The organism is Brachybacterium sp. 107, from assembly GCF_052379725.1.
Lineage (GTDB): Bacteria > Actinomycetota > Actinomycetes > Actinomycetales > Dermabacteraceae > Brachybacterium.
The window spans coordinates 34872-57345 of sequence record NZ_JBQSYW010000004.1; the positions used below are offsets into that span (position 1 = coordinate 34872).

At 69.5% G+C, this 22474-nt stretch carries 15 protein-coding genes; 7 read left to right on the top strand and 8 right to left on the bottom strand.

What is annotated here, in order from left to right; translation table 11 throughout:
* Positions 1-186: 186 nt before the first annotated feature.
* From ACT3UL_RS06640 to ACT3UL_RS06650, 3 genes are all read left to right on the top strand, one after another.
* A complete protein-coding gene (locus ACT3UL_RS06640) occupies positions 187-1827 on the top strand; it encodes a glycoside hydrolase family 30 protein (protein ID WP_444577332.1) in 1641 nt (546 codons plus the stop codon).
* Positions 1828-1884: 57 nt separating this feature from the next.
* A complete protein-coding gene (locus ACT3UL_RS06645) occupies positions 1885-2781 on the top strand; it encodes an ATP-grasp domain-containing protein (RefSeq protein ID WP_444577333.1) in 897 nt (298 codons plus the stop codon).
* Positions 2782-3003: 222 nt separating this feature from the next.
* Positions 3004-4005: a LacI family DNA-binding transcriptional regulator gene (locus ACT3UL_RS06650; RefSeq protein ID WP_443415707.1), complete on the top strand. Its 1002-nt coding sequence runs from the start codon at positions 3004-3006 to the stop codon at positions 4003-4005.
* 402 nt (positions 4006-4407) lie between these two features.
* Here the strand turns inward: ACT3UL_RS06650 and ACT3UL_RS06655 are convergent, their stop codons facing one another.
* Positions 4408-5088: a hypothetical protein gene (locus ACT3UL_RS06655; protein WP_444577334.1), complete on the bottom strand. Its 681-nt coding sequence runs from the start codon at positions 5086-5088 to the stop codon at positions 4408-4410.
* A 68-nt stretch (positions 5089-5156) separates the two neighbouring features.
* Here ACT3UL_RS06655 and ACT3UL_RS06660 point away from each other — a divergent pair, with 68 nt between their 5' ends.
* The 3 genes from ACT3UL_RS06660 (at position 5157) to ACT3UL_RS06670 (ending at position 10503) form a co-directional block, all read left to right on the top strand.
* A complete protein-coding gene (locus tag ACT3UL_RS06660; RefSeq protein ID WP_444577335.1) occupies positions 5157-7277 on the top strand; it encodes a beta-galactosidase in 2121 nt (706 codons plus the stop codon).
* A 24-nt stretch (positions 7278-7301) separates the two neighbouring features.
* Positions 7302-8303, top strand: coding sequence for an acetylxylan esterase (locus tag ACT3UL_RS06665; protein WP_444577336.1), 1002 nt, complete (start codon positions 7302-7304; stop codon positions 8301-8303).
* A gap of 526 nt (positions 8304-8829) precedes the next feature.
* Entirely contained in the window at positions 8830-10503 is a 1674-nt protein-coding gene (locus tag ACT3UL_RS06670; protein WP_444577337.1) for an ABC transporter substrate-binding protein, read from the top strand.
* 66 nt (positions 10504-10569) lie between these two features.
* Here the strand turns inward: ACT3UL_RS06670 and ACT3UL_RS06675 are convergent, their stop codons facing one another.
* The 4 genes from ACT3UL_RS06675 to ACT3UL_RS06690 all read right to left on the bottom strand — a co-directional run bounded on the left by ACT3UL_RS06675 (position 10570) and on the right by ACT3UL_RS06690 (position 15492).
* A complete protein-coding gene (locus ACT3UL_RS06675) occupies positions 10570-11619 on the bottom strand; it encodes a LacI family DNA-binding transcriptional regulator (RefSeq protein ID WP_193118698.1) in 1050 nt (349 codons plus the stop codon).
* A gap of 255 nt (positions 11620-11874) precedes the next feature.
* Positions 11875-12801, bottom strand: coding sequence for a carbohydrate ABC transporter permease (locus ACT3UL_RS06680; protein WP_444577529.1), 927 nt, complete (start codon positions 12799-12801; stop codon positions 11875-11877).
* 8 nt (positions 12802-12809) lie between these two features.
* Entirely contained in the window at positions 12810-13784 is a 975-nt protein-coding gene (locus ACT3UL_RS06685) for an ABC transporter permease (protein WP_444577338.1), read from the bottom strand.
* 34 nt (positions 13785-13818) lie between these two features.
* Entirely contained in the window at positions 13819-15492 is a 1674-nt protein-coding gene (locus ACT3UL_RS06690; RefSeq protein ID WP_444577340.1) for an ABC transporter substrate-binding protein, read from the bottom strand.
* 505 nt (positions 15493-15997) lie between these two features.
* Between ACT3UL_RS06690 and ACT3UL_RS06695 the strand changes: the two genes are divergently transcribed.
* On the top strand, positions 15998-16708 hold the full coding sequence (locus ACT3UL_RS06695) for a DUF624 domain-containing protein (RefSeq protein ID WP_444577341.1): 711 nt from the start codon (positions 15998-16000) through the stop codon (positions 16706-16708).
* Here ACT3UL_RS06695 and ACT3UL_RS06700 read toward each other — a convergent pair.
* The 3 genes from ACT3UL_RS06700 to xylB form a co-directional block, all read right to left on the bottom strand.
* Entirely contained in the window at positions 16659-17909 is a 1251-nt protein-coding gene (locus ACT3UL_RS06700) for an endo-1,4-beta-xylanase (protein ID WP_444577343.1), read from the bottom strand. The genes ACT3UL_RS06695 and ACT3UL_RS06700 overlap by 50 nt on opposite strands.
* Positions 17909-20395 (bottom strand): beta-glucosidase, encoded by a 2487-nt coding sequence (locus ACT3UL_RS06705; protein WP_444577344.1) that lies wholly within the window; start codon positions 20393-20395, stop codon positions 17909-17911. Before ACT3UL_RS06705 ends, ACT3UL_RS06700 begins: the two co-directional genes overlap by 1 nt.
* Before the next feature lie 308 nt (positions 20396-20703).
* Positions 20704-22101, bottom strand: coding sequence for a xylulokinase (gene xylB / locus ACT3UL_RS06710; RefSeq protein ID WP_444577346.1), 1398 nt, complete (start codon positions 22099-22101; stop codon positions 20704-20706).
* Positions 22102-22474: the final 373 nt, after the last annotated feature.

Below are 22474 nucleotides of genomic sequence, written 5' to 3' on the forward strand. Positions count from 1 at the left end.
GAGGTCGTCTCCGGCGGGGTCGAGAGCTCCCGGCGGGGTGTCCATCCATCCCGGCACAGGGCTACTGTCGGCGCCACTCCACCCCCGACAGCGCACCTTGCTCCCCCGAACCGTGCCGCTGACCTGGACGTGCAGTGAAACAGTCGTCGCAGAGCCGCGGCGGCACGCCCTGAGAAAGGTCTCCCCATGCCCAGTTCCCCTTCCCGCCGGACGGTCATCGCCGCCCTCGGCGTCTCCTCGGCGACGCTCCCCTTCGCCGGGGCCGCCGCAGCGGCCGGGACCCCCACGGACCCCGCCCGCTCGAACGGCGGATCCCCCGCCGGAAACCCCTCAGGGAACCCTGCCGCCAGCACACCTCGATCCGGTCGAGGCGACGACTGGATGGGAATGCTCCCGCAGCACCACCGCGTCGATCGCAGCGGAGGAGTCGTCGCCACGCACGGCGAGCGCGAGCTCGTCTGGGAGCAGGTGGCGACCTCGCCGGCCGACGCCGGATCGACGGTCGAGGCGACGATCGAGGTGAAGCCCGACGAGGAGCATCACCCCCTCGAGGGATTCGGCCCGGCCCTGACCCACTCGGCGGCCTGGCTGCTGCTGCGGATGCCGTCGGCTCGACGGCTCGCGCTCCTGCGGGAGATGTTCTCCCCGACCGGTCCGCTCCGGCTCACAGCGCTCCGGATCCCCATCGGGACCAGCGACTTCGCCCCCGCTTCCGGCGATTCCACCTACTACACCCTTGCCGATCAGGAAGGGCCGGAGAACGACCCGCTGGCGCACTTCTCCATCGCTCGCGACGAGGACACGATCCTACCGGTGCTGCGCGAGATCGTCGACATCGCCGGCCCGCTCACCGTGGTCATGTCCCCGTGGTCCGCCCCGGCCTGGATGAAGACCAGCGGGTCCCTCGTCGGTGGCCGGCTCCACGACGACGAGGAGACGCGACAGCTCTGGGCCGAGTACCTGGCGCGCACCGCGGAGGAGTACGAACAGGCGGTCCCGGGCCTCACCGTGGACGCGCTCACCGTGCAGAACGAACCCCTCCACGAGACCGCGCAGTACCCGTGCATGGGGATGACACCCCAGGCCCAGGCCGACATCATCGCGCGACTGCTGGACGAGCTCGACCGGCGCGGGCTCGAGACGAAGGTCCTGAGCTATGACCACAACTGGGACCGGGTCGACTACCCCTCGGATGTGCTCGACGACCTCGCTCGCCGTGGCGTCGACATCGACGGGGATGCCGCCAGGGTCGGGTCCGCCTTCCACGCCTACGCCGGGGCCGCGAGCGCGGTCGACCCGCTGCATGACGCGCATCCGAGCGCACCGATCTGGTTCACCGAACAGAGCGGGACCCAGGATCCGTCCAAGCCCTACGACGCCGATTTCGCCGACGGGATCTGGTGGATGTCCAACGAGCTGTTCCTGCCGGCACTGCGCCACCATCACCGCGGAGTCATCCTCTTCAACCTGGTCCTCGATCAGGACGGCGGACCGGGGCCCGCGACCTTCACCAACGGCACCGGTCTGTTCCAGCTCGACGAGGCCACCGGCGACCTCACCCCGAACGCCGAGCTGTACGTGATGGCGCACCTGAGCCGGTTCATCCCTGCGGGGTCACCGGTCCTCACCTCGACCGCTTCCGAGGATCTCCCGAACGTCGCCTGCCGACGTCCCGACGAGTCCGTGGTCGTCGTGCTCCACAACAACGCGCCCGCTCGGACGATCACCGTGCGGAGCGGGGATCGCGAGCTGACCGCGGCGCTCCCGGGATGGACGCTGGCGACCTACGTGCTCACGTCGCGTCAGCAGGTGCGCGGGCGGCGGTGATCCGATGGCCGATGCCGCGTCCTGGCGACTGCCGCCCACCCCACTACGCTCGGTCCCATGACCCGTATCGGCATCGTCGTCGCCCATCCGCAGCCCGCCGGCATCGAGACCGACACCTCCCTCGATGCGGTGCCGCTCGTGGAGGCGCTGACCCGGCGCGGGGTCCAGGTGGAGATGACCCCGTGGCGCAGCAGGGATGTCGACTGGGCGTCCTTCGACCTGCTCGTGATCCGCAGCCCGTGGGACTACGCCCTCCATCCTGAGGAGTTCGCGCGCTGGCTGGACCTCGCCGCGTCGAGCAGCCAAGTGCTCAACGAGCCCGACCTGGTGCGCTGGAACATGGACAAGCGGTATCTCGCGCAGCTCGAGGGGGCAGGAGTGGCGGTCATCCCGGCGACCTATCACCGGGAGATCGACTCCTTCTCGCGGGCCCTCGAGGAGTTCGCGAGCCGGGCCGCGAGCGTGGTCGTGAAGCCGACCGTCGGCGCAGGGTCCCAGCTCGTCGGCCTGTTCTCGGCCACGGACCCCGCCGCGCTGGCCCTCGCCCAGCAGATCCTGACGTCCGGGGGCGTCGCGATGCTGCAGCCCGAGGTGCCCGAGCTGTCCGCAGGGCACGAGAAGGCGCTCTACGCGGTCGACGGGCACTTCACCCATGCGATCTCCAAGGGCGCCCTGCTCGCCGAGGACGGCGGGCTGCGCGGAGGCGTTTATCAGGAGCGGCCTGTGGTCGTGGAGGCCACAGCGCAGGAGAAGGCCTTCGCTGAACACACGCTGTCCGCGATCTCCCAGGTCACCGGCCTGTCCACGCCGCTCTACGGGCGCATCGACACCGTGGACTCCGCGGAGCACGGACTCGTGCTGCTCGAGGCCGAGCTCTTCGAGCCGCTGTTCAACCTGCCTCTGGTCCCCGAGGTCACGGAAACCTTCGCCGACGCGATCCTCGCGAGGATCTGACCTGCCCGGCCCTCTCCTCCTGGATCCGCGACCCACTCCGGCCTCGCGACTCCTCCTCTCATGCCCTCGGCCGCCCGTCGAAGCGCTTCTGTGATTCTTCGTCGATACGGTCCCCTTTCCGCATCGGCCACGAGACAATAGAGGCGACGCGGAGCACCTCCGCAGCAGTCGAGCAGGCACAGCCCACCGGTCCTCACGGCGGCGCGGCGGACAGGAACGCAGATGGCCACGATGACCGATATCGCCCAGGAAGCCGGAGTCTCGCTGAGCACGGTGAGCTATGCCCTCAGCGGGAAGCGTCCGATCTCGGAGTCCACGCGCACCCGCATCGACGCCGCGATCGAGAAGCTCCAGTACCACCCCACCGCGAGCGCGCGCGCCCTGGCCCTGAAGCGCACCTCCCTGCTGGGCCTGGCCGTGCCCCAACGGCCCGACGTCGACGATCACGTGATCATGGAGTTCGTCGGCTCGATCCTGAGCGCCGCCCACGAGGAGGACTACGACGTCCTGCTGGTCACCGCCGAGGACCGCGCCCGCACGCTGCGGATCGTCGAGGAGGGCAAGGTCGATGCTCTCATCGTCATGGACCTCGTCGAGGACGACGAGCGCATCCCCTCCCTCGCCAGGCTCCACAGCCCGGTGGTGCTCATCGGCAACCCACAGAACGCCGGCGGCCTGGCCTGCGTGGACTTCGACTTCCTGGCCGGGGCGATGCTCGCCGTCCGCGAGCTGCACAGCCGGGGCGCCTCCCGGATCGCCCTGCTCAAGCCGCCGTCGGCCGGTCCCGACGGGCCCGTGCCGACCTACGCCCGTCGCGCCCGCCTGGGATACACGATGGCCTGCGCCGAGCTCGGTCTCGACAGCGAGGTCATCGAGGTTCCCGCCACCCCCGAGGCCATCACCGCCTTCGTGCAGGAGCAGATCCTCGCGGGCGCCCGGTTCGACGGGCTCGTCGTGCACCATGAGCCCGCGCTGGCCATGCTGGGGCGCGCCATCTCCGGCGCCGGGATCGCCTACCCGGACGAGGTGCAGGTCGTCGCGATCGCCCCGGCGGATGTCGCGATGAACGGCCCATGGGAGGTCTCCGCCGTGGACCTGCCGATCCCGTCGATCGGCCGCACCTCGGTCGCCATGGCCGTCGAGCGGCTCAGCGCTCACGACGTGCCCGCGCACTCGCGGCTGCTCAGCCCCACCTTCGTCCCGCGCGCGACCACCCGCCCCTGACCGCCGGGGGCTCTGCGCGCTGTGGTCTGCACTGCGCCCCGCCCACGCACACGCACACGTACACGTACACGTACACGTACACGTACACGTACACGTACACGTACAACGTCGCACAACGCCGCGCCGCACAACGCCGCGCCGCAAAGGGCCGCCAAAGCACAGCACCGCACCGCACCGCACCGCACCGTCCAGTGCGACCTTCCAGCTGCTCTGACTGACGCAGAACTGCTGGAAGGTCGCACTGGAACCCGGCCGCGGCCCGGCCATGGGGAGGAGCCCACCGCCCGGCCGCGGCCGGCCTGTCGCGCATCTCGAGCGGCATCCGGACCGGACGCCGGGATCGAGGTGCGCGGGCATGTGTCCCGCTTCCGGGTGGTGTCCCGCTGCCGGGCACCGCTGCGGTCAGCCGAACTCTGCGGCGATCGCCTCGCGCTGGGTGTTCTGCTCCTTCGCATTGGCCATGTCGACGTCGAGGACGGTCTGGTAGCCCAGGCCCTCTGCGGTGTCCTGCATGGTCTTCAGCAGGGAGTCGAACTCGGCCTGGTCCGCGGCGAAGGCCATCTTCCAGGAGTTCTCCACGATGACGGCCTTGACCTGGTTGCGGATCGTCTCGACCTCGGAGGAGTCTTCGGGCGCGACATAGCTGGCGCCCGTGCCGACCAGGAGCATGTCGTTGTCCTGCAGATACTCCATCGTCGTGGAGGCGCCACCCATCTTCGCCGCCCAGTCTTCGGTCAGCGGGTTGGCGACCGACGCCTGGTAGGTCTCCCACATCTTGTAGTTGTAGGGGTAGCCCGTCTCCGGATCCTCGTCGTTGCCCAGCACGGTCGTGACGTTCAGCCAGGAGGTGCCGTCGATGTACGAGCCGCCGCCCCATTCATCGGGCACGGTGGCGCCACCGGCGAGGAGGGCCTCGCGTCCGAAGTCGGTGAGCTCCGGCTTCCCGTCGTCGTTGAGCTCCCAGGTCAGGCCCTGGGGGCCGGCGGCACCCATGGTCTGGCTGCTGTTCGCGTAGACGCCGGCCGGGGAGTAGAGCCAGTCGATGAAGGCGGCCGCTTCATCGCCCGCACCTACGACGTGCACTCCCTCGGCGTCTACGCCCGGGCCGGCTCCCGCGCCGCGCAGCTCGTGCGCGGCGAGGAGGTCACGGCATGAGCGCGCACGAGGCCCCTGCCAGGGAGACGACGAGCCCGTCTGCCCAGGACATACCCGCCGTCCCGTCGGCCCCAGCCGCCCCGTCGGCCGCGTTCGCCCCCTCGGCGTTCCTGTTCGGCGGCGACTGGAGCCCCGAGCAGTGGGACCGCGACACCTGGCGCGAGGACATCGAGCTCATGCGCCGCGCGAGGGTCAACACCGTGTCGCTGGGGATCTTCTCGTGGGCCTCCCTCGAACCCGCCGAGGGGGTCTACGACACCGGATGGTTGGACGAGGTGATCGAGCTGATCACCGCGGCCGGGATCGGGTTCTTCCTGGCCACACCCACCGCCTCGCCGCCGCCGTGGTTCACCCTCGCCCACCCCGACGCGATGCCGGTGCGGGAGGACGGCGTGCGCCTGACCCATGGCTCGCGCGACACCTATGCGGTCAGCGCCCCCGCCTACCGTGACGCCTCGCGGCGCATCGCCAGGATGCTCGCCGAGCGGTACGGCAGCCATCCGGGGCTGCGCGGCTGGCATCTGCACAACGAGTACGGGACCCTCGACCACGGCCCGCACGCGGCACGCTCGTTCCGTACCTGGCTGCAGCGCCGCTACGGCAGCCTCGAGACGCTGAACCAGGAATGGTCCACGGCGTTCTGGTCCCAGCGCTACGGCGACTGGGAGGAGATCACCCCGCCGCGCACCACCCAGTACCTGCACAATCCCGCGCAGCTGATCGACTTCCGGCGCTACAGCTCCGACGAGATGCGCTCGGCGATGGTCGAGCAGCGCGAGGAGATCCGGGCCGCGGGCTCGAGCGCCCCGATGACCACCAACTTCATGCTCCCCACCTGGAACCATCTCGAGCAGTGGAGCTGGGCCGACGAGCTCGACGTGGTGTCGCTGGACCACTATCTCGACACCACCGGACCGGACGCGGAGGCCCACGTCGCCTACGGCTCGGACCTGTCCCGCTCCTGGTCCGGCGGCCCGTGGGTGCTCATGGAGCAGAACGCAGCCGGGATCTCGCTGGGCGATCGCACGATCCCCAAGAGCCCCCAGCGGATGATCCGCCACTCGCTGGGCTACATCGCGCGCGGCTCCCAGTCCTCGCTGTTCTTCCAGTGGCGCGCCTCGCTCGGCGGCTCCGAGCAGTGGCACAGCGGGCTGGTCCCGCACGCCGGGGCGTCCACCCGACGCTTCGAGGCCGTGTGCGAGCTCGGGTCGATCCTCGAAAGGATCGCCCCGGCGGTGCGGCTCCCGGCCGACGGGCCCCTGGTCGAGGCGGAGGTCGGAATCCTCTGGCACGCCGACGGCTGGTGGGCGCTGGAGACCCCGCACCTCCCGAGCGACACCATCCGGTACTCCGACGAGGTCCGAGCCACCCACCGCTCCTTCTGGCGCGCCGGGATCCCCGTGGACTTCGTGCGTCCGGGCGCCGACGCGAGCCGGTACCGGCTGCTGGTCGTGCCCTGCCTGTACCCGCTCTCGGACGAGCAGGTCACCTGGCTCGAGCAGTACGTCGAGGCCAGCGGCGAGCTGATTGTGACGTACCTGTCCGGGATCTCCGACGCCTCGCTGCGGATCCAACCGGGCGGCTACCCGGGGCGGCTGCGCGAGCTGCTCGGGGTGCGGGTCCAGGAGATGCTCCCGCTCGAGGCCGGCGTACAGGTCGCGCTGGACGACGGCAGCGTCGTCGAGGAGTGGACCGAGCTGCTGGAGACCACCGATGCGGACGTGCTCGCCGTCCACGCCCAGGGCGAGCTGCGCGGGCTCCCCGCGATCACGAGCAGCGCCCGCGGATCCGGGCACGCCGTCTACCTCTCCGCCCGGCTGCGTCAGGACTCCCGCGACGCCTTCTTCGCGTCGGCCGCGGAGCGCCTGGGTATCGCCCCGACGCTGACCGGCGCGGCGGAGCAGGGCCTGGAGGTCGTGCGCCGGCGCGGTGACGGCCCCGATCACGTGTTCCTGCTGAATCACGGCAGCGAATCGGTGACCGTGCGCGGCGACGGACCTGAGCTGATCTCCGGACAGGACGGCGCCTCCGGGGTGAGAATCGACCCCGGTGACGTCGGTGTGATCGCCCTGGCACCAGGCGCACCGCTCGACCTGCTCCCCCACACCCCGTCCTGAACCCCAGTCCTGAAAGGGCCTCCGATGCCGCTGTTCGACCTCCCGCTCCCCGCTCTGCACGAGTACCTCCCCGAGCTCGACGAGCCGGCCGACCTCGACGAGTTCTGGGCGGGCACGCTGGATCGCGCCCGCACCGTCGAGCCGATCCTCGAGGTCCGGCCCGTGAAGACCGGGCTGTCCCTGGTGGACACCTGGGACGTCACCTTCGCCGGGCACGACGGGGCCCCGATCCGCGCCTGGTACCTGCGCCCTGCCGGCATCGAGGCCGACCTGCCGGTGGTCGTGCGGTACATCGGCTACGGCGGCGGCCGCTCGGAGCCGATCGAGCATCTGCTGTGGCCGAGCGCCGGCTACGGGCATCTGGTGATGGACACCCGCGGCCAGGGCAGCCGCTGGGGCTCCGGCGGGGACACCCCGGATCCCGTCGGCTCCGGACCCGCCGCGCCGGGATCCATGACCCGCGGCATCGAATCCCCCGAGACCTCGTACCTCACGCGGCTCATGACCGACGCCGCGCGTGCGGTCGATGCGGCCCGCGCGCTCCCGGGCGCCGACGGGCGCGTCGTGGTGACGGGCGGCAGCCAGGGCGGCGGGCTCGCGATCGCCGCGGGCAGCCTGGTGCCCGACGTCGACGCGGTGATGGCGGACGTGCCTTTCCTGTGCCAGATCCGTCGGGCGATGGACATCACCGACGCCGACCCCTACCAGGAGATCGTCCGCTATCTCGCCGTGAAACGAGGCCGCGAGGCGGCCGTGGAGAACACGCTCCGGTACGTCGACGTCGTGCATCTCGCGCGCCGGGCCCGGGCCGACACGCTCTTCTCGGCGGCGCTGCGCGACATGACCTGCCCACCCTCGACGGTCTTCGCGGCGTACAACCACTACGCCGGACTCAGCGGCGCGACCCCGAGCAAGGACATCGAGGTCTACCCCTTCAACAACCACGAGGGCGGCGCGGCCACCCAGAGCATGATCCAGCTGGCCTGGCTGCGCGACCGGGTGCCGGCCGAGGCGACTGCTCGCTGACCCGGCTGGCCGGAGCGGGGCGAGAGGCACGGCCGGGGCGACCGGGGCGACCGGGGCGACCGGGGCGACCGAGCAGGTCTGGACGAACGGCACGACCGGCACGACCGGCACGACCACTATGACCGCTACGACCGAAGGTCTCCGTCACCCGGGCACCATATCGAGCGGCTAAATGTTCTCTGCAAGACCGACGCGTTGTAGAAAGTTTTCTAGAAACATTTCTCATGGCACCGACCGTGCACGCCGCGATACGCCAAGGCCACGCCGCTGACAACCCCGCCACCATGCACATCGTGCGAACCCTTGACGAGCACCGCCGAATTCCCTACCCTCAACTCACCTGAATAGGATTCCTGCATTTTCGGAAACTTTCTAGTTGTCTTCAGGGGACGTCGGACGGTGGCAGTGACGCCACCGTCGGCCGTCGCAGTCCACGGCTCGCCACCTCCGCGCCGGCCGTGCCCCGGGGAGCGGCGATGGGCCCTCCTCGCTGATCGACACCTTCGAGCCACACCGGGAGTCCCTCATGACCCGTCCGACCCCAGGCCCCTTCACCAGCCGGCGCAGCTTCGTGGGCCTCAGCGCCGCGGCCTTCAGCACCTTCGCGCTCGCCTCGTGCGGCAGCAGCTCCCCCGAGGACGCCGCCGATCCCTCGACCCTGGACGTCGGGGCGATGGAGTCCTTCGAGGCGGACCAGCAGTTCACCGCCACGGAGCCGATCACGCTGTCGATCCTGTGGACCGACTGGCCCGAGAACCCCGTGCAGGACACCTGGCAGGTGTTCGACCGCATCAAGGAGCTCACCAACGTCGAGCTCGAGCTCACGCACGTCCCTTTCAGCGACAACGTGGAGAAGCGGAGCCTGCTCCTCAGCGCGGGGGACGCCCCCAGCGTGATCCCGCTGATCTATCGCGGCGACGAGACCCAGTTCGTCTCCTCCGGCGCGATCCTGCCGATGAGCGACTACATCGAGCACATGCCCAACTTCCGCAAGTACGTCGAGGAATGGGACCTCGGAGAGATGCTGGACAACATCCGCCAGGCCGACGGGAAGTACTACATGCTCCCCGGCCTGCAGGAGGTCTGGGTCCCCTCCTTCTCCCTGATCATCCGCAAGGACGTCTGGGAGGAGATCGGCATCGGCATCCCCACCACCTGGGACGAGGTCCACGAGGGGCTCACGGCGATCAAGGAGAAGTACCCCGACTCGCTGCCGCTGGCCGACGGCTTCGAGGGCCAGTCGCTCATCAACTACGGCGGCTACGCCTTCAACACCCGCGCCGGCTGGGGCTTCGGCGACGGCATGATGGGCGGCCACGACGGCCCGATGACGTACGCGGCCACCTCCGACGAGTACAAGGCGATGGTCGAGTACTACCGGAGCCTGGTCGAGGAAGGGCTTCTGGACCCCGAGTCCCTGACTGCCGCGAACGACGGCAGCGGCGCCGCGAGCATCGACGCGAAGTTCGCGAAGGAGACCTGCTTCGCCGCCTCAGGCTCCTCGGGCACCGTCTTCGAGTTCGCCCAGGCCATGGACGAGACCCTCGGCAAGGGGAACTACGAGCTGCAGCTCATCCCGCCGCCTGCCGGCCCTGGCGGGAACATCATGGGGCCCCGGAACTTCTGGCACGGGTTCATGCTGAACTCCGAGATCGCCTCGTCGGAGAACTTCCTGGCGATCCTGCAGTTCATGGACTGGCTGTACTTCAACCCCGACGCCCGGGAGATGACCCGATGGGGTGTCGAGGGCGAGACCTACACGAAGGCGGAGGACGGCGAGATCACCCTCAACGAGGGGTACTCGCTGGACAGCTTCGAGCTGAACACCGGCGCCGGGACCGACATCCTCAAGGATCTCGGCTTCTCGACCTACCTGGCGGAGGCCACCGAGTCCCGATCACTGAAGCAGTCCTACAACTCCGAGGACTTCACCGCCTATATCGACGGGGTGCTCGAGAGTCTGGAATCGATGCCGCCCTGGGCCCCCGCCCCGCTGGAGGAGGGCGAGCTGGAGCAGGCGTCGCTGATGGCGACCCCGATCAAGGACGCCGTGGACACCGCCACCTTGCAGTTCATCATGGGGGAACGGGACATGAGCGAGTGGGAGGCGTTCGGCCAGGAGCTCGAGGCCGCCGGCCTGCCCGCCTACGTGGACCTGATCAACACCGCACGCGATCGGTTCGTCGAGAAGAAGGGCTGAGTCCCCCGCTCGCGCCCTTCCGGCCCGTGCACCGCGAGCGCCTCGCTCGCGGTGCACGGCCGGTGGTCAGGAACCCTGCGGGGAGACAGGCGCCGTCGACTCCCGCTGCACCAGGTGCGTCTCGAGCTTGAACGGGTGGGCGAACAGCCCCGGGTCCGAGGAGAGCGCGAGCAGCCGCTCCACGGCCACCTGTCCCATCGAGAACAGCGGCTGACGCACGGCGGTGAGCTGGGGATGCGTCCAGCTGGCGATCATCGTGTCGTCGAAGCTGACCACGCTGAGCTCCTCGGGGACGCTCACGCCCAGCTGCCGGGCCGCGCGCAGGGCGCCCACGCCGAGGGTGTCCGCGACGGCGAAGATCGCGGTGGGAGGCTCGGGCAGCCGCAGCAGCTTCTCGGCATTGCGCTGGCCGTCCTCGTAGCCGAAGGATCCGTGCTGGATGAGCGCGGGGTCCACCGGGATCCCGGCCTGCGCGAGGGCGCTGTGATAGCCCTGCACCCGCTGCCGGGCGGGGACGGAGCCCTCGGGCCCGCCGATGATGCCGATCCGTCGGTGACCGAGGTCCAGGAGGTGCTGGACGGCGAGCGACCCGCCCTCCCAGTTGGTCGCCGAGATGGTGACGACGCCCTTGGTGTCCGGGCCGATCGTCACGGGGTCCACGGCGATGAGCGGCAGCTTGAGGTCCTTGCTCCAGCGGGCATGCTGGGTCCCGATCGGGGAGGTGACGGCGATGAGACCCTCGATGCCGCGCGCTGCGATGTCCGCCATCTGCGCGCGCGTGGGCCCGGCATAGCCCTCGCCGCGCTCGTCGACGCTGATGACCAGCAGGTCCACGTCGGCCCGACGGGCGGCGCGCTCCGCACCCTCGAGCACCTGCAGCGCGTACGGGCTCGTGAGCGTGTCGAAGTGGATCATCACCGAGCGACGACGGTCGGTATCGCGTCGCTTCGGCTGATAGCCGAGCTCTCGGGCCACCTCGGCGACCTCCTGGCGCGTGGAGTCGCGCACGTCCGCGCGACCGTTCATCACCTTCGAGGCGGTCGCCAGCGAGACCCCCGCCTTCTCGGCGACGTCCTTCAGGGTGACCCGGCCCTGCCGGGCAGCATCCTCTGGCATGTCCACACCCTCACCTCTCGACACGAAGCCCTCGTCGGCACCGATCACCCGAGGGTAACCGTGCCGGACACCCTTCATCGCAGGGCACCCGCCCCACAGCCTAAACTCTGATCGAAGTTTCGATCATGCTTTCGGATGTTTTCTGCAGAGATCGTCAGTCACTCCGAGGAGTGGGCGGCCGATCCGAGGATCGACCGCCCGCTCGCACGTTCGCACGTTCGCCAGCACGCCAGCACGCCAGCTCGTACGGTCGCGTCAGCCCTTGACGGAGCCGAGCATGATGCCGGAGACGAAGTACCGCTGCACGAACGGGTACACGCTCAGGATCGGGATGAGGATCAGGATCATCGTCACCGACTGGATGTTGGCGTTGATGTCGCTGACGCTGCCGCCGGACGCCGCAGCCCCCTCGGAGGCTGCCGTCGAGGCCCCGGCGATCAGGTTCCTCAGGAACAGCGTGACCGGGAACAGATCCGTCTTGTCGAGGTACAGGAACGCGGCGAACCAGTCGTTCCAGTACTGCACCGAGTAGAACAGCACCATCGTGGCGATGACCGCCTTGGACAGCGGCAGCACGATGCGGAAGAAGATCCCGAACCAGGTGAGACCGTCGATATGCGCGGCCTCCTCGAGCTCGGTGGGCAGGTTCTCGAAGAACGCCTTCATCACCAGGAGGTTGAAGACCGACAGCGCCGGCGGCAGGATCACCGCCCACATCGTGTTCTTCATCCCCAGGGAGGAGATGAGGACGTAGTTGGGGACGATGCCGCCGTTGAAGAACATCGTGAACACGGCGATGCCGATGAGCAGACCGCGGCCCTTGAGGTGCTTCTTGGACAGCACGAAGGCGTACGAGGTGGTCAGGACCATCGCGATGGTCGTGCCGATCACGGTGTAGACCACGGTGTTGCCGTAGCTGCGCCAGAAGGCGCCGTTGTTCGCGACGGCCTTGTAGGTGTCGATGTTGAAGTCGACCGGGAAGATGCTCACCTTGCCCGCGTTGATCGCCCCCGCCGAGCTGAAGGACTGCGCCAGCAGCATGACGAACGGGTAGAGCATCAGGGCGCACATGAGCACCAGGACCGTCATGTTGACGACGGTGAACACCTTGTACGAGGTGGAGTCCTTGATACGGGACGTCCGGGCCGCGACGGGCGCCTTGCGGGGCGTGTCCGGGGCCATTGCTTCGATCACCACAGGCTCGTCCCCACCAATCGCTTCGAGATGAAGTTGGCGGACATGACCATCGCGAATCCGATGATCGCCTGGAACAGGCCGATGGCCGCCGCATAGCTGAGATTGTTCGACACCAGGCCGACGCGGTACAGGTACGTCGAGATGACATCTCCGGTCGAGTAGGTCATGGGGTTGTAGAGGAGCAGGACCTTCTCGAACCCGACGTTGAGGAAGTTGCCGATGTTGAGGATCAGCAGCGTGACCATCGTCGGCCGGATCCCCGGGATCGTCACGTGCCAGGTCTGCTGCCAGCGGTTGGCCCCGTCGATGCGCGATGCCTCGTAGAGGCCGTCGTCCACGGCGGTGAGCGCGGCGAGGTACAGGATCGTGCCCCAGCCGACGGTCTGCCAGGCCTCGGAGGCCACATAGATGAAGCGGAACCATTCGGGCTTCTGGAGGAACGAGACGGCGTCCCCGCCGAAGGCCTCCGTGATCTGGTTGACCGTCCCCTGCAGGGACAGCAGCTGGTAGACCATGCCCACCACGATCACGACCGAGAGGAAGTGCGGGAGGTAGCTGATCGACTGCACGATCTTCTTGAAATGCGTCCGACGCACCTCGTTGAGCATGAGCGCCAGGATGATCGGCAGCGGGAAGCAGACCACGAGGGTCATGCCGCCGATGATCACGGTGTTCGTGAAGACGTTCCAGAAGGCGGGATCATGGATGAACATATCCACGTAGAGCATTCCCACCCACTCGTCGCCGAAGATGTTCCCGCCCGGCCGGAACCGGCGGAAGGCGATGACGTTGCCGAGCATCGGCAGGTAGCGGAAGATCGCCAGGAAGATCAGGGGCGCGATTGCGAAGGTGTACAGCGGCCAGTCGCGCCGCAGCGCCCGCTTCCACGCTCCCGGTCGGCGTTTCGGGGCCGGGGGTCGCGGCGCAGGCTCCTGCGCCGCGACGTCCCGTGTCTGTGCCAGGGTCATGTGATCACCCGTTCCGTCTGCTGATCAGCCCCGCTCAGCCGTTGGCCTCGACGAAGCGGTCCCGTGCGGTGTTGAGCAGCTCGAGGTACCGGTCCACACCGGCCGCCTGCAGCTCACCGACGAAGGCGTCCCACTCGCTCATGTCGCGCTCGCCCATGATGAACTGGAGCGTCCCGGTGTCCACGGCGTCCTTGATCGGGGTCGCCAGGAGCGAGGCCTGCTCGAGCTCGGTCTCGTCCATCGGCGTGGGCGGGAACGGCTCGCGCGGGGTCCGCGTGGTCAGCACGTCGTCGATGTACTGGACGAACTCGGGCGTGCTGTAGGACTCCTTGAGCGCCCGGGACTCGGTGGACTCGGCCGGGAAGGTCGAGAAGCCGAGGTCGACCTTGATATCGGTCTCGGCACCGGCGTTCAGCGCATAGTCGTCCAGCGAGTACCCCTTGTCGAGCTCGATCGTGCCGTCGTCCGCCTTCGTGAAGGTCACGTCCTTCTCGCCCCAGCGCAGCATGTCGCGCGCGTCGGGATTGAAGTAGAGCCAGTCGACGAACTGCAGCGTGGCCAGGAAGTTCTCCGACTTCGTGATCTCGGAGCTGAGCATGAAGCCGTGCCAGAAGTTGCGTGGCTCGACCTTGTCGCCGGCGGGACCGCCGGGCGGCGGGATGAGCGCGACGGAGAAGTTCCCGTCGCCCACGGTCTCGTTCAGCGCGGTGGCGAACTCGATCGCCGTGCCGGAGGAGCCCGAGGCCGCGAAGCACTGCTCCTTGGCGAACTTCTCGTCGACGCCCGCTGCGCCGCTGCCGTCGTTCGAGGCGGTGAGGGACTCCTTGTCCAGCAGGCCGTCCTCGACCAGTCCGCGGAAGTAGTCCACCAGCTGCTTGTACTCGTCGGTGGTGGCGACGTAGGTGAGCTTGCCGTCGCTCCCCTCGATCGCTCCGTCGCCGAAGCCCCAGCCGGCCTTGGTCCCGAAGGCGTGGGCTGCGTAGTTGAGCATGGACTGCGCCTCGAAGCCATCTGCCAGCGGCACGGAGTCGGGGTACTTCTCCTTGATGAGCTTGAGCCCCTCGTGGACCTCCTCCCAGGTGTTGGGCACAGCGCCGGTGACCTCCTCGAAGATGTCCTTGCGGATGACCAGGCTGAACACCGGGACGGAGACCTCCTGCAGGCCCGGCACCATGTAGTACTTGCCGTCGGCCTGCTTGAGGTTGTTGATCATGTCGGCGAGGTCCCACTCCTCGATGTACTTCTGGAAGTTGGGCATCTTGTCCGCATAGTCGCTCAGCGGCACGACGGCGCCGGAGGACACGAAGGGGGAATCCTCGCCGGTGTAGACCAGCGGGATCAGGGTCGGCGCATCGCCGGCGCTGATGAGGAGGCTGCGCTTCTCGGTGGCATCGCTGAACGGGATGTGCGTCAGCGTGACGTCGACGTTCGTGAGCTCCTTGATGAGATCGAAGATCCGCCAGGAGTCCTCGACGGGAACCTCGGGCCAGTCCGTCCACAGCATGCTGACCTCGAACGGCTCAGCGGCCGTGAACTGCGTGTCCGCGGCGTAATTCTCCATCGCTCCCACGTTCTGGGACTCGACGTCGACCTCCTCTCCGGAGTCGGAGCCGCAGGAGGCCAGAGCGAGCGTCCCGAAGGCCGCTGCGGAGAGTCCCACGAAACTGCGGCGGGTCTGCGAGAGATGGAAGGGGTGCGACGTCGTCATGGCCGTCTCCTCGTCGAGATCATGGCCGTACCGCAGAAAGCGGCCGGCTGAACGGGTGGAGCATGAACTGCTGGCACTGCTGAGTCCGATGGAGTGATGCTGCGCCCGTCCTGGGCGGCATCCGGATCGGTTCTCGAGGGAGCAGGGCGGCGATGATCGACCGCACCCTGTTCCGTAGGGCTGACTGCCGCGCGTCATCGTGCGGCAGGAAAGCGCACCAATACTTTCGCTGAAGTTTCGGTGTGAAACTTAACCTAGCGGGCACGAGCGTGCTGGTCAAGAGGTTGGGTATCACGTGAGAACCCCAGTGACGCTCGCGCCGACATGGCATTCACCAGCACGTTCTCGTGAATGTGCGAGAGAGCGCTCTCCCGAAGGGCCTGAAACGCAGGTAACAGTTGCGCATCGTCGGGGCCTGAGAGAGCGAAAGTTTCTCTTTTCGGCGCAATACTGGAGGGGGGCGCCGGGTAGCCCGACAGCCCATCACGCCCTCGAAGGAGGCCCGATGTCACCCGCACGGCAGAACCGCAGCGTGCTCACCGGTGTCACCGAGTGGGTCTACTGGCTCGTCGCGATCGACGTGCTCCTGGTTCTCGCGAGCTCCCCCATGATCCTGGTGTGGACGATGCTGTCGGCGGACCCTCGCAACGCCCTGCTCCTGGTCATCGCCGCCCTGCCGGTGGTGCCGGCCGTCTCCGCGGCGCTCTACGCCTGGCGCCGGCGGTCCGAGGACCGCGACCTGGTGCCCGCCTCGCGCTTCCTGCACGGATACCGGGCGAACCTGCTGGACAGCCTCAAAGTGGGTGTTCCGGCGGTGCTCGTGCTCGGGATCCTCACGGCGAACGTCACCTTCGGGACCCAGCTGGGCACGGCGAGCTTCAACGCCGCCTTCCTGGTGCTCGGGGCGCTGGTGCTGCTGGTTCTGGTGCGGGCCCTGACGATCGTGTCGAACTTCCGCTTCCGCGTCGTGGACGTGCTGCGGCTCTCGATGTTCACCCTGCTCACGAAGCCGCTCTCGACGCTGGCCCTGGTCTCGCTCGGGGTGCTCACCCTCGGGCTCGTGCACTTCGTCGGGAGCTTCATGCTCCTGCTGGCCGGCTCGCTGCTCACGGTGGCCCTGTGGCACTCGGAGAAACCGGTCGCCCGGCTCCTCCGAGAGCGCTTCGTCAGCCCCGACGCGGACGACCAGGAGCCGGCGCCGGCACCTGCTGCGTGAGGAGTCCCCCGCGCGGCACCGTGACCTCGTGGACCTGCCCGTCGGTCTCGACCGTGTAGTCCCCGGCGAATCCCTGCAGCTGGACCATGCCGTTCTCGTCGGCCCGATGCTCGGCGCGATGCACCCACCACTGATCGCGGATGAGCTCGCGCAGGGCGTGATAGCCCGGCTTCGGGGTCCCCTCGGCCCTCACGAGGCCCGCGGGGGCGCCGAGCCAGGCGGAGGCGTCGTCCAGCCCCCAGTAGGTGAGCGATTCCGCGGCCGGGTGCGCGAGCACGGTGCGGTAGTGGCGCACGAGCTCATCAGCCTGGCGCTCCTCGCCCGCGGGCGTCGAGGGCCAGGAGTCGACCACGTAGTCGTTGAGATCGCCGATGTGGGAGGGCATGAGATCGCCCGAGACCAGCGTCGTCTCGGTCATCTGCAGGGGCAGACCGAAGCGGGAGAAGCGCTCGAGCACCTCGGCGATCTGCTCCTCGCCCCGATACCCCTGATGCATGTGGGTCTGCAGGCCGATCGCATCGATCTGCACGCCGGCCTCGAGGCATTCCTCGATGACGTCCTCGTAGGCGGGGGTGAGGTCGAAATCGTTGAGCACGAGGCGCGCCGTGGGGTCCGCGGCGCGGGCGGTCTCGAAGGCGAGGCGGATGACGTGCATCCGGCCGCGGGCCTGCGCCAGGCGCGTGACCGCGTTCTCCTCGGCCTCGAAGACGGGCAGGATGACGGTCTCGTTGATCGCATCCCACTGGTCGACGAGCCCGGCGAATTCGCTCGCCTCCCGGGTGATCCGCGCGCGGATCGCGTCCTCGACGCCCTGATCGTCCTTCTCCTGCAGCCAGGTCGGCGCGAGGGTGTGCCACAGCAGCGGATGACCCTTGATCCGCACGCCGCGGTCGCGGAGGTGCGCAGCCAGGGCCCGCAGGCGGTCCGCGTCCGTGGTCCCGGGGGTCTGCTCGTACCAGCGCCAGTAGAAGGGCAGCGTGGCGGTGTCGAACAGGTCCAGCCACAGCCCCTCGAGCTCGGCGGCGGCCTGGTCGCCGGGCTGCGCGAGCGCGAAGGCGGTGCAGCCGAAGCCGAAGGCGTGCCGGGCCTGCTCCACCGTGACCGACGCTCCCGGGCGCGGCGCGCCGTCGGCGTCCACGACCTGCAGCTCGATCGGTTCGAGCCGGTCGCCGGGCGCCGATGCGGCCGACGGGGCCGCCATCAGAGCCCCTCGGGGACGCTCGCGGCGGCGGTACCGGCGCCCCCGACAGCAGTGCCGACGTGCGTGCCTGCGGTGTCGGCGGGCGTGCCTGCGGTGTCGGCGGGCGTGCCAGCAGTGCCGGCGGGCGCTCCTGCGGCGACCGACGCGGACGGCGACGGCGCCTGCCCGCCCCGCAGCCGTGCGACGTCGGACGGGGTGTCGAGCACCCGCTCGCCGTCGCCGACCACGCGCACCGCGCCGGTGATCCGGAAGGACTCCTCGAGTCGCATGTCCTCGCTCGAGGAGCCCACCCGCACGCGGAACTCGCCGGGCTCGACGATCCGCTGGTAGTCCTGGCCGAGGAACGAGGTGCGGTCGGCGTGGAGGCGGAAGGTGACCCGGGCGCTCTCCCCGACGGCGAGGGCGATCTTCGTGAAGCCCACCAGGCGCTTGAGCGGGCGCACCACGGAGGCGACCGGATCGCTGAGGTAGAGCTGGGCGACCTCCTTGCCGTCGCGGTCACCGGCGTTGGTGACTGTGGCCGCGATCTCCACGGTGCCGTCAGCCGCGATCTCCGCGGCGGAGAGCTCGAGGTCCGAGTACTCGAAACGGGTGTAGCCGATGCCGAAGCCGAAGGGGAACAGCGGCTGGGGGTCGATGTTCGAGATGCCGTCGCTGACCCAGGCGAGCACCGGGGCGAGGTAGGTGCCGGGCTGGCCGCCCATGCCGCCGGGGATCCCGATCGGCAGGCGACCGGAGGGGTTCACGCGCCCGGAGAGCACACCGGCGAGCGCACTGCCGCCCTCCTCCCCGGGCATGAACGCCTGCACGATGGCGGCGCAGCGGTCCACGTAGGCGCCGAGCGCGTAGGGCCGCCCGGTGACCAGCACCAGCACCACGGGGGTGCCGGTCCCGAGCACGGCTTCGACGAGCTCGTGCTGGGCACCGGGCAGCTGCAGGTCGGCGACGTCGCAGCCCTCACCGGAGGTGCCGGCGCCGAACAGGCCCGCGATATCCCCCACGGCGAGCACGGCGACGTCCGCGGCCTCCGCGGCGGTCACGGCCTCGGCGATGCCGTCGGTCGAGGTATCGGTGAAGTCGGTCCCGGCCACCGTGGTGACCGTCGAGTTCGGGAACTCGGCGGCCAGGCTCTCGGCGAGCGAGGGCACGGCGACCGAGGTGCCGTTGTCCTCCAGGCGGGAGAGCACGTGGTTGGTGAAGCTGTAGCAGCCCAGGAAGCTGCGCGGCTCGACGGCGCTGGGGCCGATGAGGGCGATGCGGCCCGGTGCGGCCAGCGGCAGCACGGCGGACTCGTTGCGCAGCAGGACGATGGACTCCTCGGCCACGCGGCGGGCGAGATCGCGGTTCTCCGCGGGGTCCAGGTCGATGGCCTCACCGGTGGTGGCGGGGTCGAACTCGGGATCCAGCAGGCCCAGCTCGACCTTCTGGCGAAGCACGCGGCGCACGGCGGTGTCGAGCACCTCGACCTCGAGCTCGCCGGCCGCGATGGCGTCCAGCAGCTCGGGGAAGGTGTTGGTCTCGGGCAGCTCGACGTCCATCCCGGCGCGCAGGGTGGTCACGGCGGCGTCGCGGGTGGTCTCCACGACGCGGTGCATGGACTGGAGGAAGTTCACGGCCCAGTAGTCGGAGACCACGGTGCCCTCGAAGCCCCAGGTGTCCCGCAGCAGCTCGGTCATCATCCAGCGGCTGGCCGCCGGGGCGATGCCGTCGATGTCGGCGTAGGAGTTCATCACGGAGCGGACCTTGCCCAGGCGCACGGCCATCTCGAAGGGCACCAGGTCGATCTCGTGCAGCTCGCGCATGCCGATGGAGACGGGCGCATGGTTGCGGCCCGCGCGGGAGGCGGCGTGGCCGGCGAAGTGCTTCAGGGTCGCGATGACCCCGGAGCTCTGCAGGCCCTTCACGTACTCGGTGGCCAGGATGCCGGTGAGATACGGGTCCTCGCCCATCGTCTCCTCGATGCGGCCCCAGCGGTAGTCGCGCACGATGTCCAGCACCGGGGACAGGCCGTGGTGGGTGCCGATCGCGCGCATGTCCGACCCGATCCGTGCGGCCATCTCGCCGATCAGCTCGGGAGCGAAGGAGGCTCCCCAGGCGATCGCGGCGGGGTAGGTGGTGGCCTCATGGGCCATGAGCCCGGTCAGGCACTCCTCGTGGGCGATCGCCGGGATGCCGTGCGGCGAGCCGGCGGTGACGGCGCTCTGCAGGCGGCGCAGGTTCGACACGCCCTCCTCGGCGGTGAGGGGCGCGCTGCCGAAGGCGCGGGTGATGTGCCCGAGGCCGTTCTGGACGGCGTCCTCGAAGGGGTCGCGGCCTTCATCGAAGGTGGACTGCATGGGCGCGAAGCCCTCGGCGTCCCCGATCTCGGGCCGCTTCCAGTAGCTGCCGAGCTGGGCGATCTTCTCCTCGGGGCTGAGATCGGCCAGCAGCGACTCCACGCGCTGCTCGACGCTCACGCTGGGGTCTCTCCACGGGGCAACGGTCATGAGGTGCTCCTTCGCACGGCCGACGAGGTGGCGGCGTTCCCGCGCATCTCGGATTTCAGGCAGTTTTTGAAAGCTTTCTGTTCACTTTCGGTCCTCCTCAGGCTAGAGCAGGCACCGGGGCGTGGTCAATGCCCGGTCACCGGGCGTTGTATCGACCGCACGACGAAGCACCCCACCTGAAAGTTTCAGATGGGGCGCCCTGCGTCGTGCCGACGTGTCGTCGTCTCGGCGCGCTGTCGCTCCTTCGGGCAACCGCCGGATCGCGCGGACGGGGCCCGTGATGGAGGACCGGCGGCGCCTCCTCGGGATCAGCCCTTGGCGGTCCAGTCCGCGGTGCGCTCCTTGAGCTCACGGTAGGCGCCGAGCACCTCCGGGGTAGGCTCCGCCTCGACGGTACGGCTGCCGGTGAGCTCCCAGGTCGGCGGCTCCTGCTCGCCGGAGAGAGCCCAGGCGGCCTGACGCGCGGCGCCGAGGGCGACGTATTCCGCGGCCGGGGCGATGGTCACCGCGCGCCCGAAGATGGCCGGAGCGATCTGCTGCACGGCCTGGCTGCGGGCCGCGCCGCCGATCAGGGTGATTCCGGCGGCTGCGGTGCCGGTGATGTCCTCGAGGGCGGAGATGCCGTCGGCCAGCGAGCACAGCAGGCCCTCAACGTAGGCGCGGGCGATGTCCTCCCGGGTGGTGGACGTGCTCATGCCGGTGAGGGTCGCACGCGCCTCGGGACGGTTCGGGGTGCGCTCGCCGTCGAAGTAGGGCAGCAGCGTCACGCCGTGCGCGCCGGGCGCGCTGGCCAGGGCGAGTTCGGCCATCTCCTCATGGCTCACGCCGAGCAGGGCGCGGCCGGCCTCGAGGATGCGGGCGGCATTGATCGTGGTGGCCATCGGCAGGAAGCGACCGGTGGCGTCCGCGAAGCCCGTGACCGAGCCGGTGGCGTCGTTCGGACGAGTAGGGCTGACCATCGCGCACACGCCGGAGGTGCCGATCGAGACGGAGACGTCGCCCTCGCTCTGCGAGAGCCCCAGGGCCGCCCCCATGTTGTCTCCGGTGCCGGCGGCGATGGCGGCGCCCCCGGGCGTGCGTGCCATGATCTCCTGCGGCGACCCGGGCAGGCGCGGCAGGTCGAGTGAACGGCCCAGGGCCAGCTCGACCAGCTCGGGCTTCCACTCCTCGGTGCGGGTGGAGTAGTACGCGGTGCCGGAGGCGTCGCCGCGGTCGGTGAAGGCCTCTCCCCCGCCGGCCAGGTGACGGGAGACGTAGTCGTGGGGCAGCAGCACGCTCGCCGCACGCTGCGCGTTCTCGCTCTCGTTGTCCCGCACCCAGCGCAGCTTCGAGGCGGTGAAGGAGGCGACCATCAGGCTGCCGATCTCCTCGACGGACGCCTCGGCGCCACCCATCTCCTCGATCAGGGCCTCGGCCTGCGGAGCGGACCGGGTGTCGTTCCACAGGAGCGCGTCACGCACCACCTCGCCCTGAGCATCGAGCAGCACCATGCCGTGCTGCTGGCCGCCCACGGACACGGCGTCGGCCCGCTCGAGCAGGGGGCCGGCGGCCTCGTCGACCGCGTCGAGCCAGGCGCGCGGGTCCACCTCGGTGCCGTCAGGATGCGCGGCGCGGCGCTCCTCGAGCACCACCCCGGTCTCCGCGTCGACGAGAAGGGCCTTCGTGGCCTGGGTGGAGGAGTCGATTCCGAGAACCGTGGGTGCCATCGGGGGTCCTTTGCGTCGTGGGCGTCGGGAGCGGGTGGGCCGCGAATGCGGGTGGCGTCATGAGTGCCGAATGGTCGTCTGCGTCGTGGTCATGCGAGAGGTCGCGGCGCTGGGCCGTCCGACGGCGGACGGAAAGCTCGAGAGGCGCGCTACGACTGCCCCACCAGGCTATGACACCCGCCGCGCGTCACTCGAGGAACGGCGGGAACGGAGGGAACTGCGGGATCCAGGCGCCGGACGAACAGGCTGCCCGCGCATCGACGGGCGGCAGGCGTGCAGGCAGGCCTCCATACAGGGAGCGTGCACATATAGCGCCACCGGATGCGAGGGCCGAGCCGCGCAGGCCGTGCCCGAGCCCACCCGGGAGAACGGG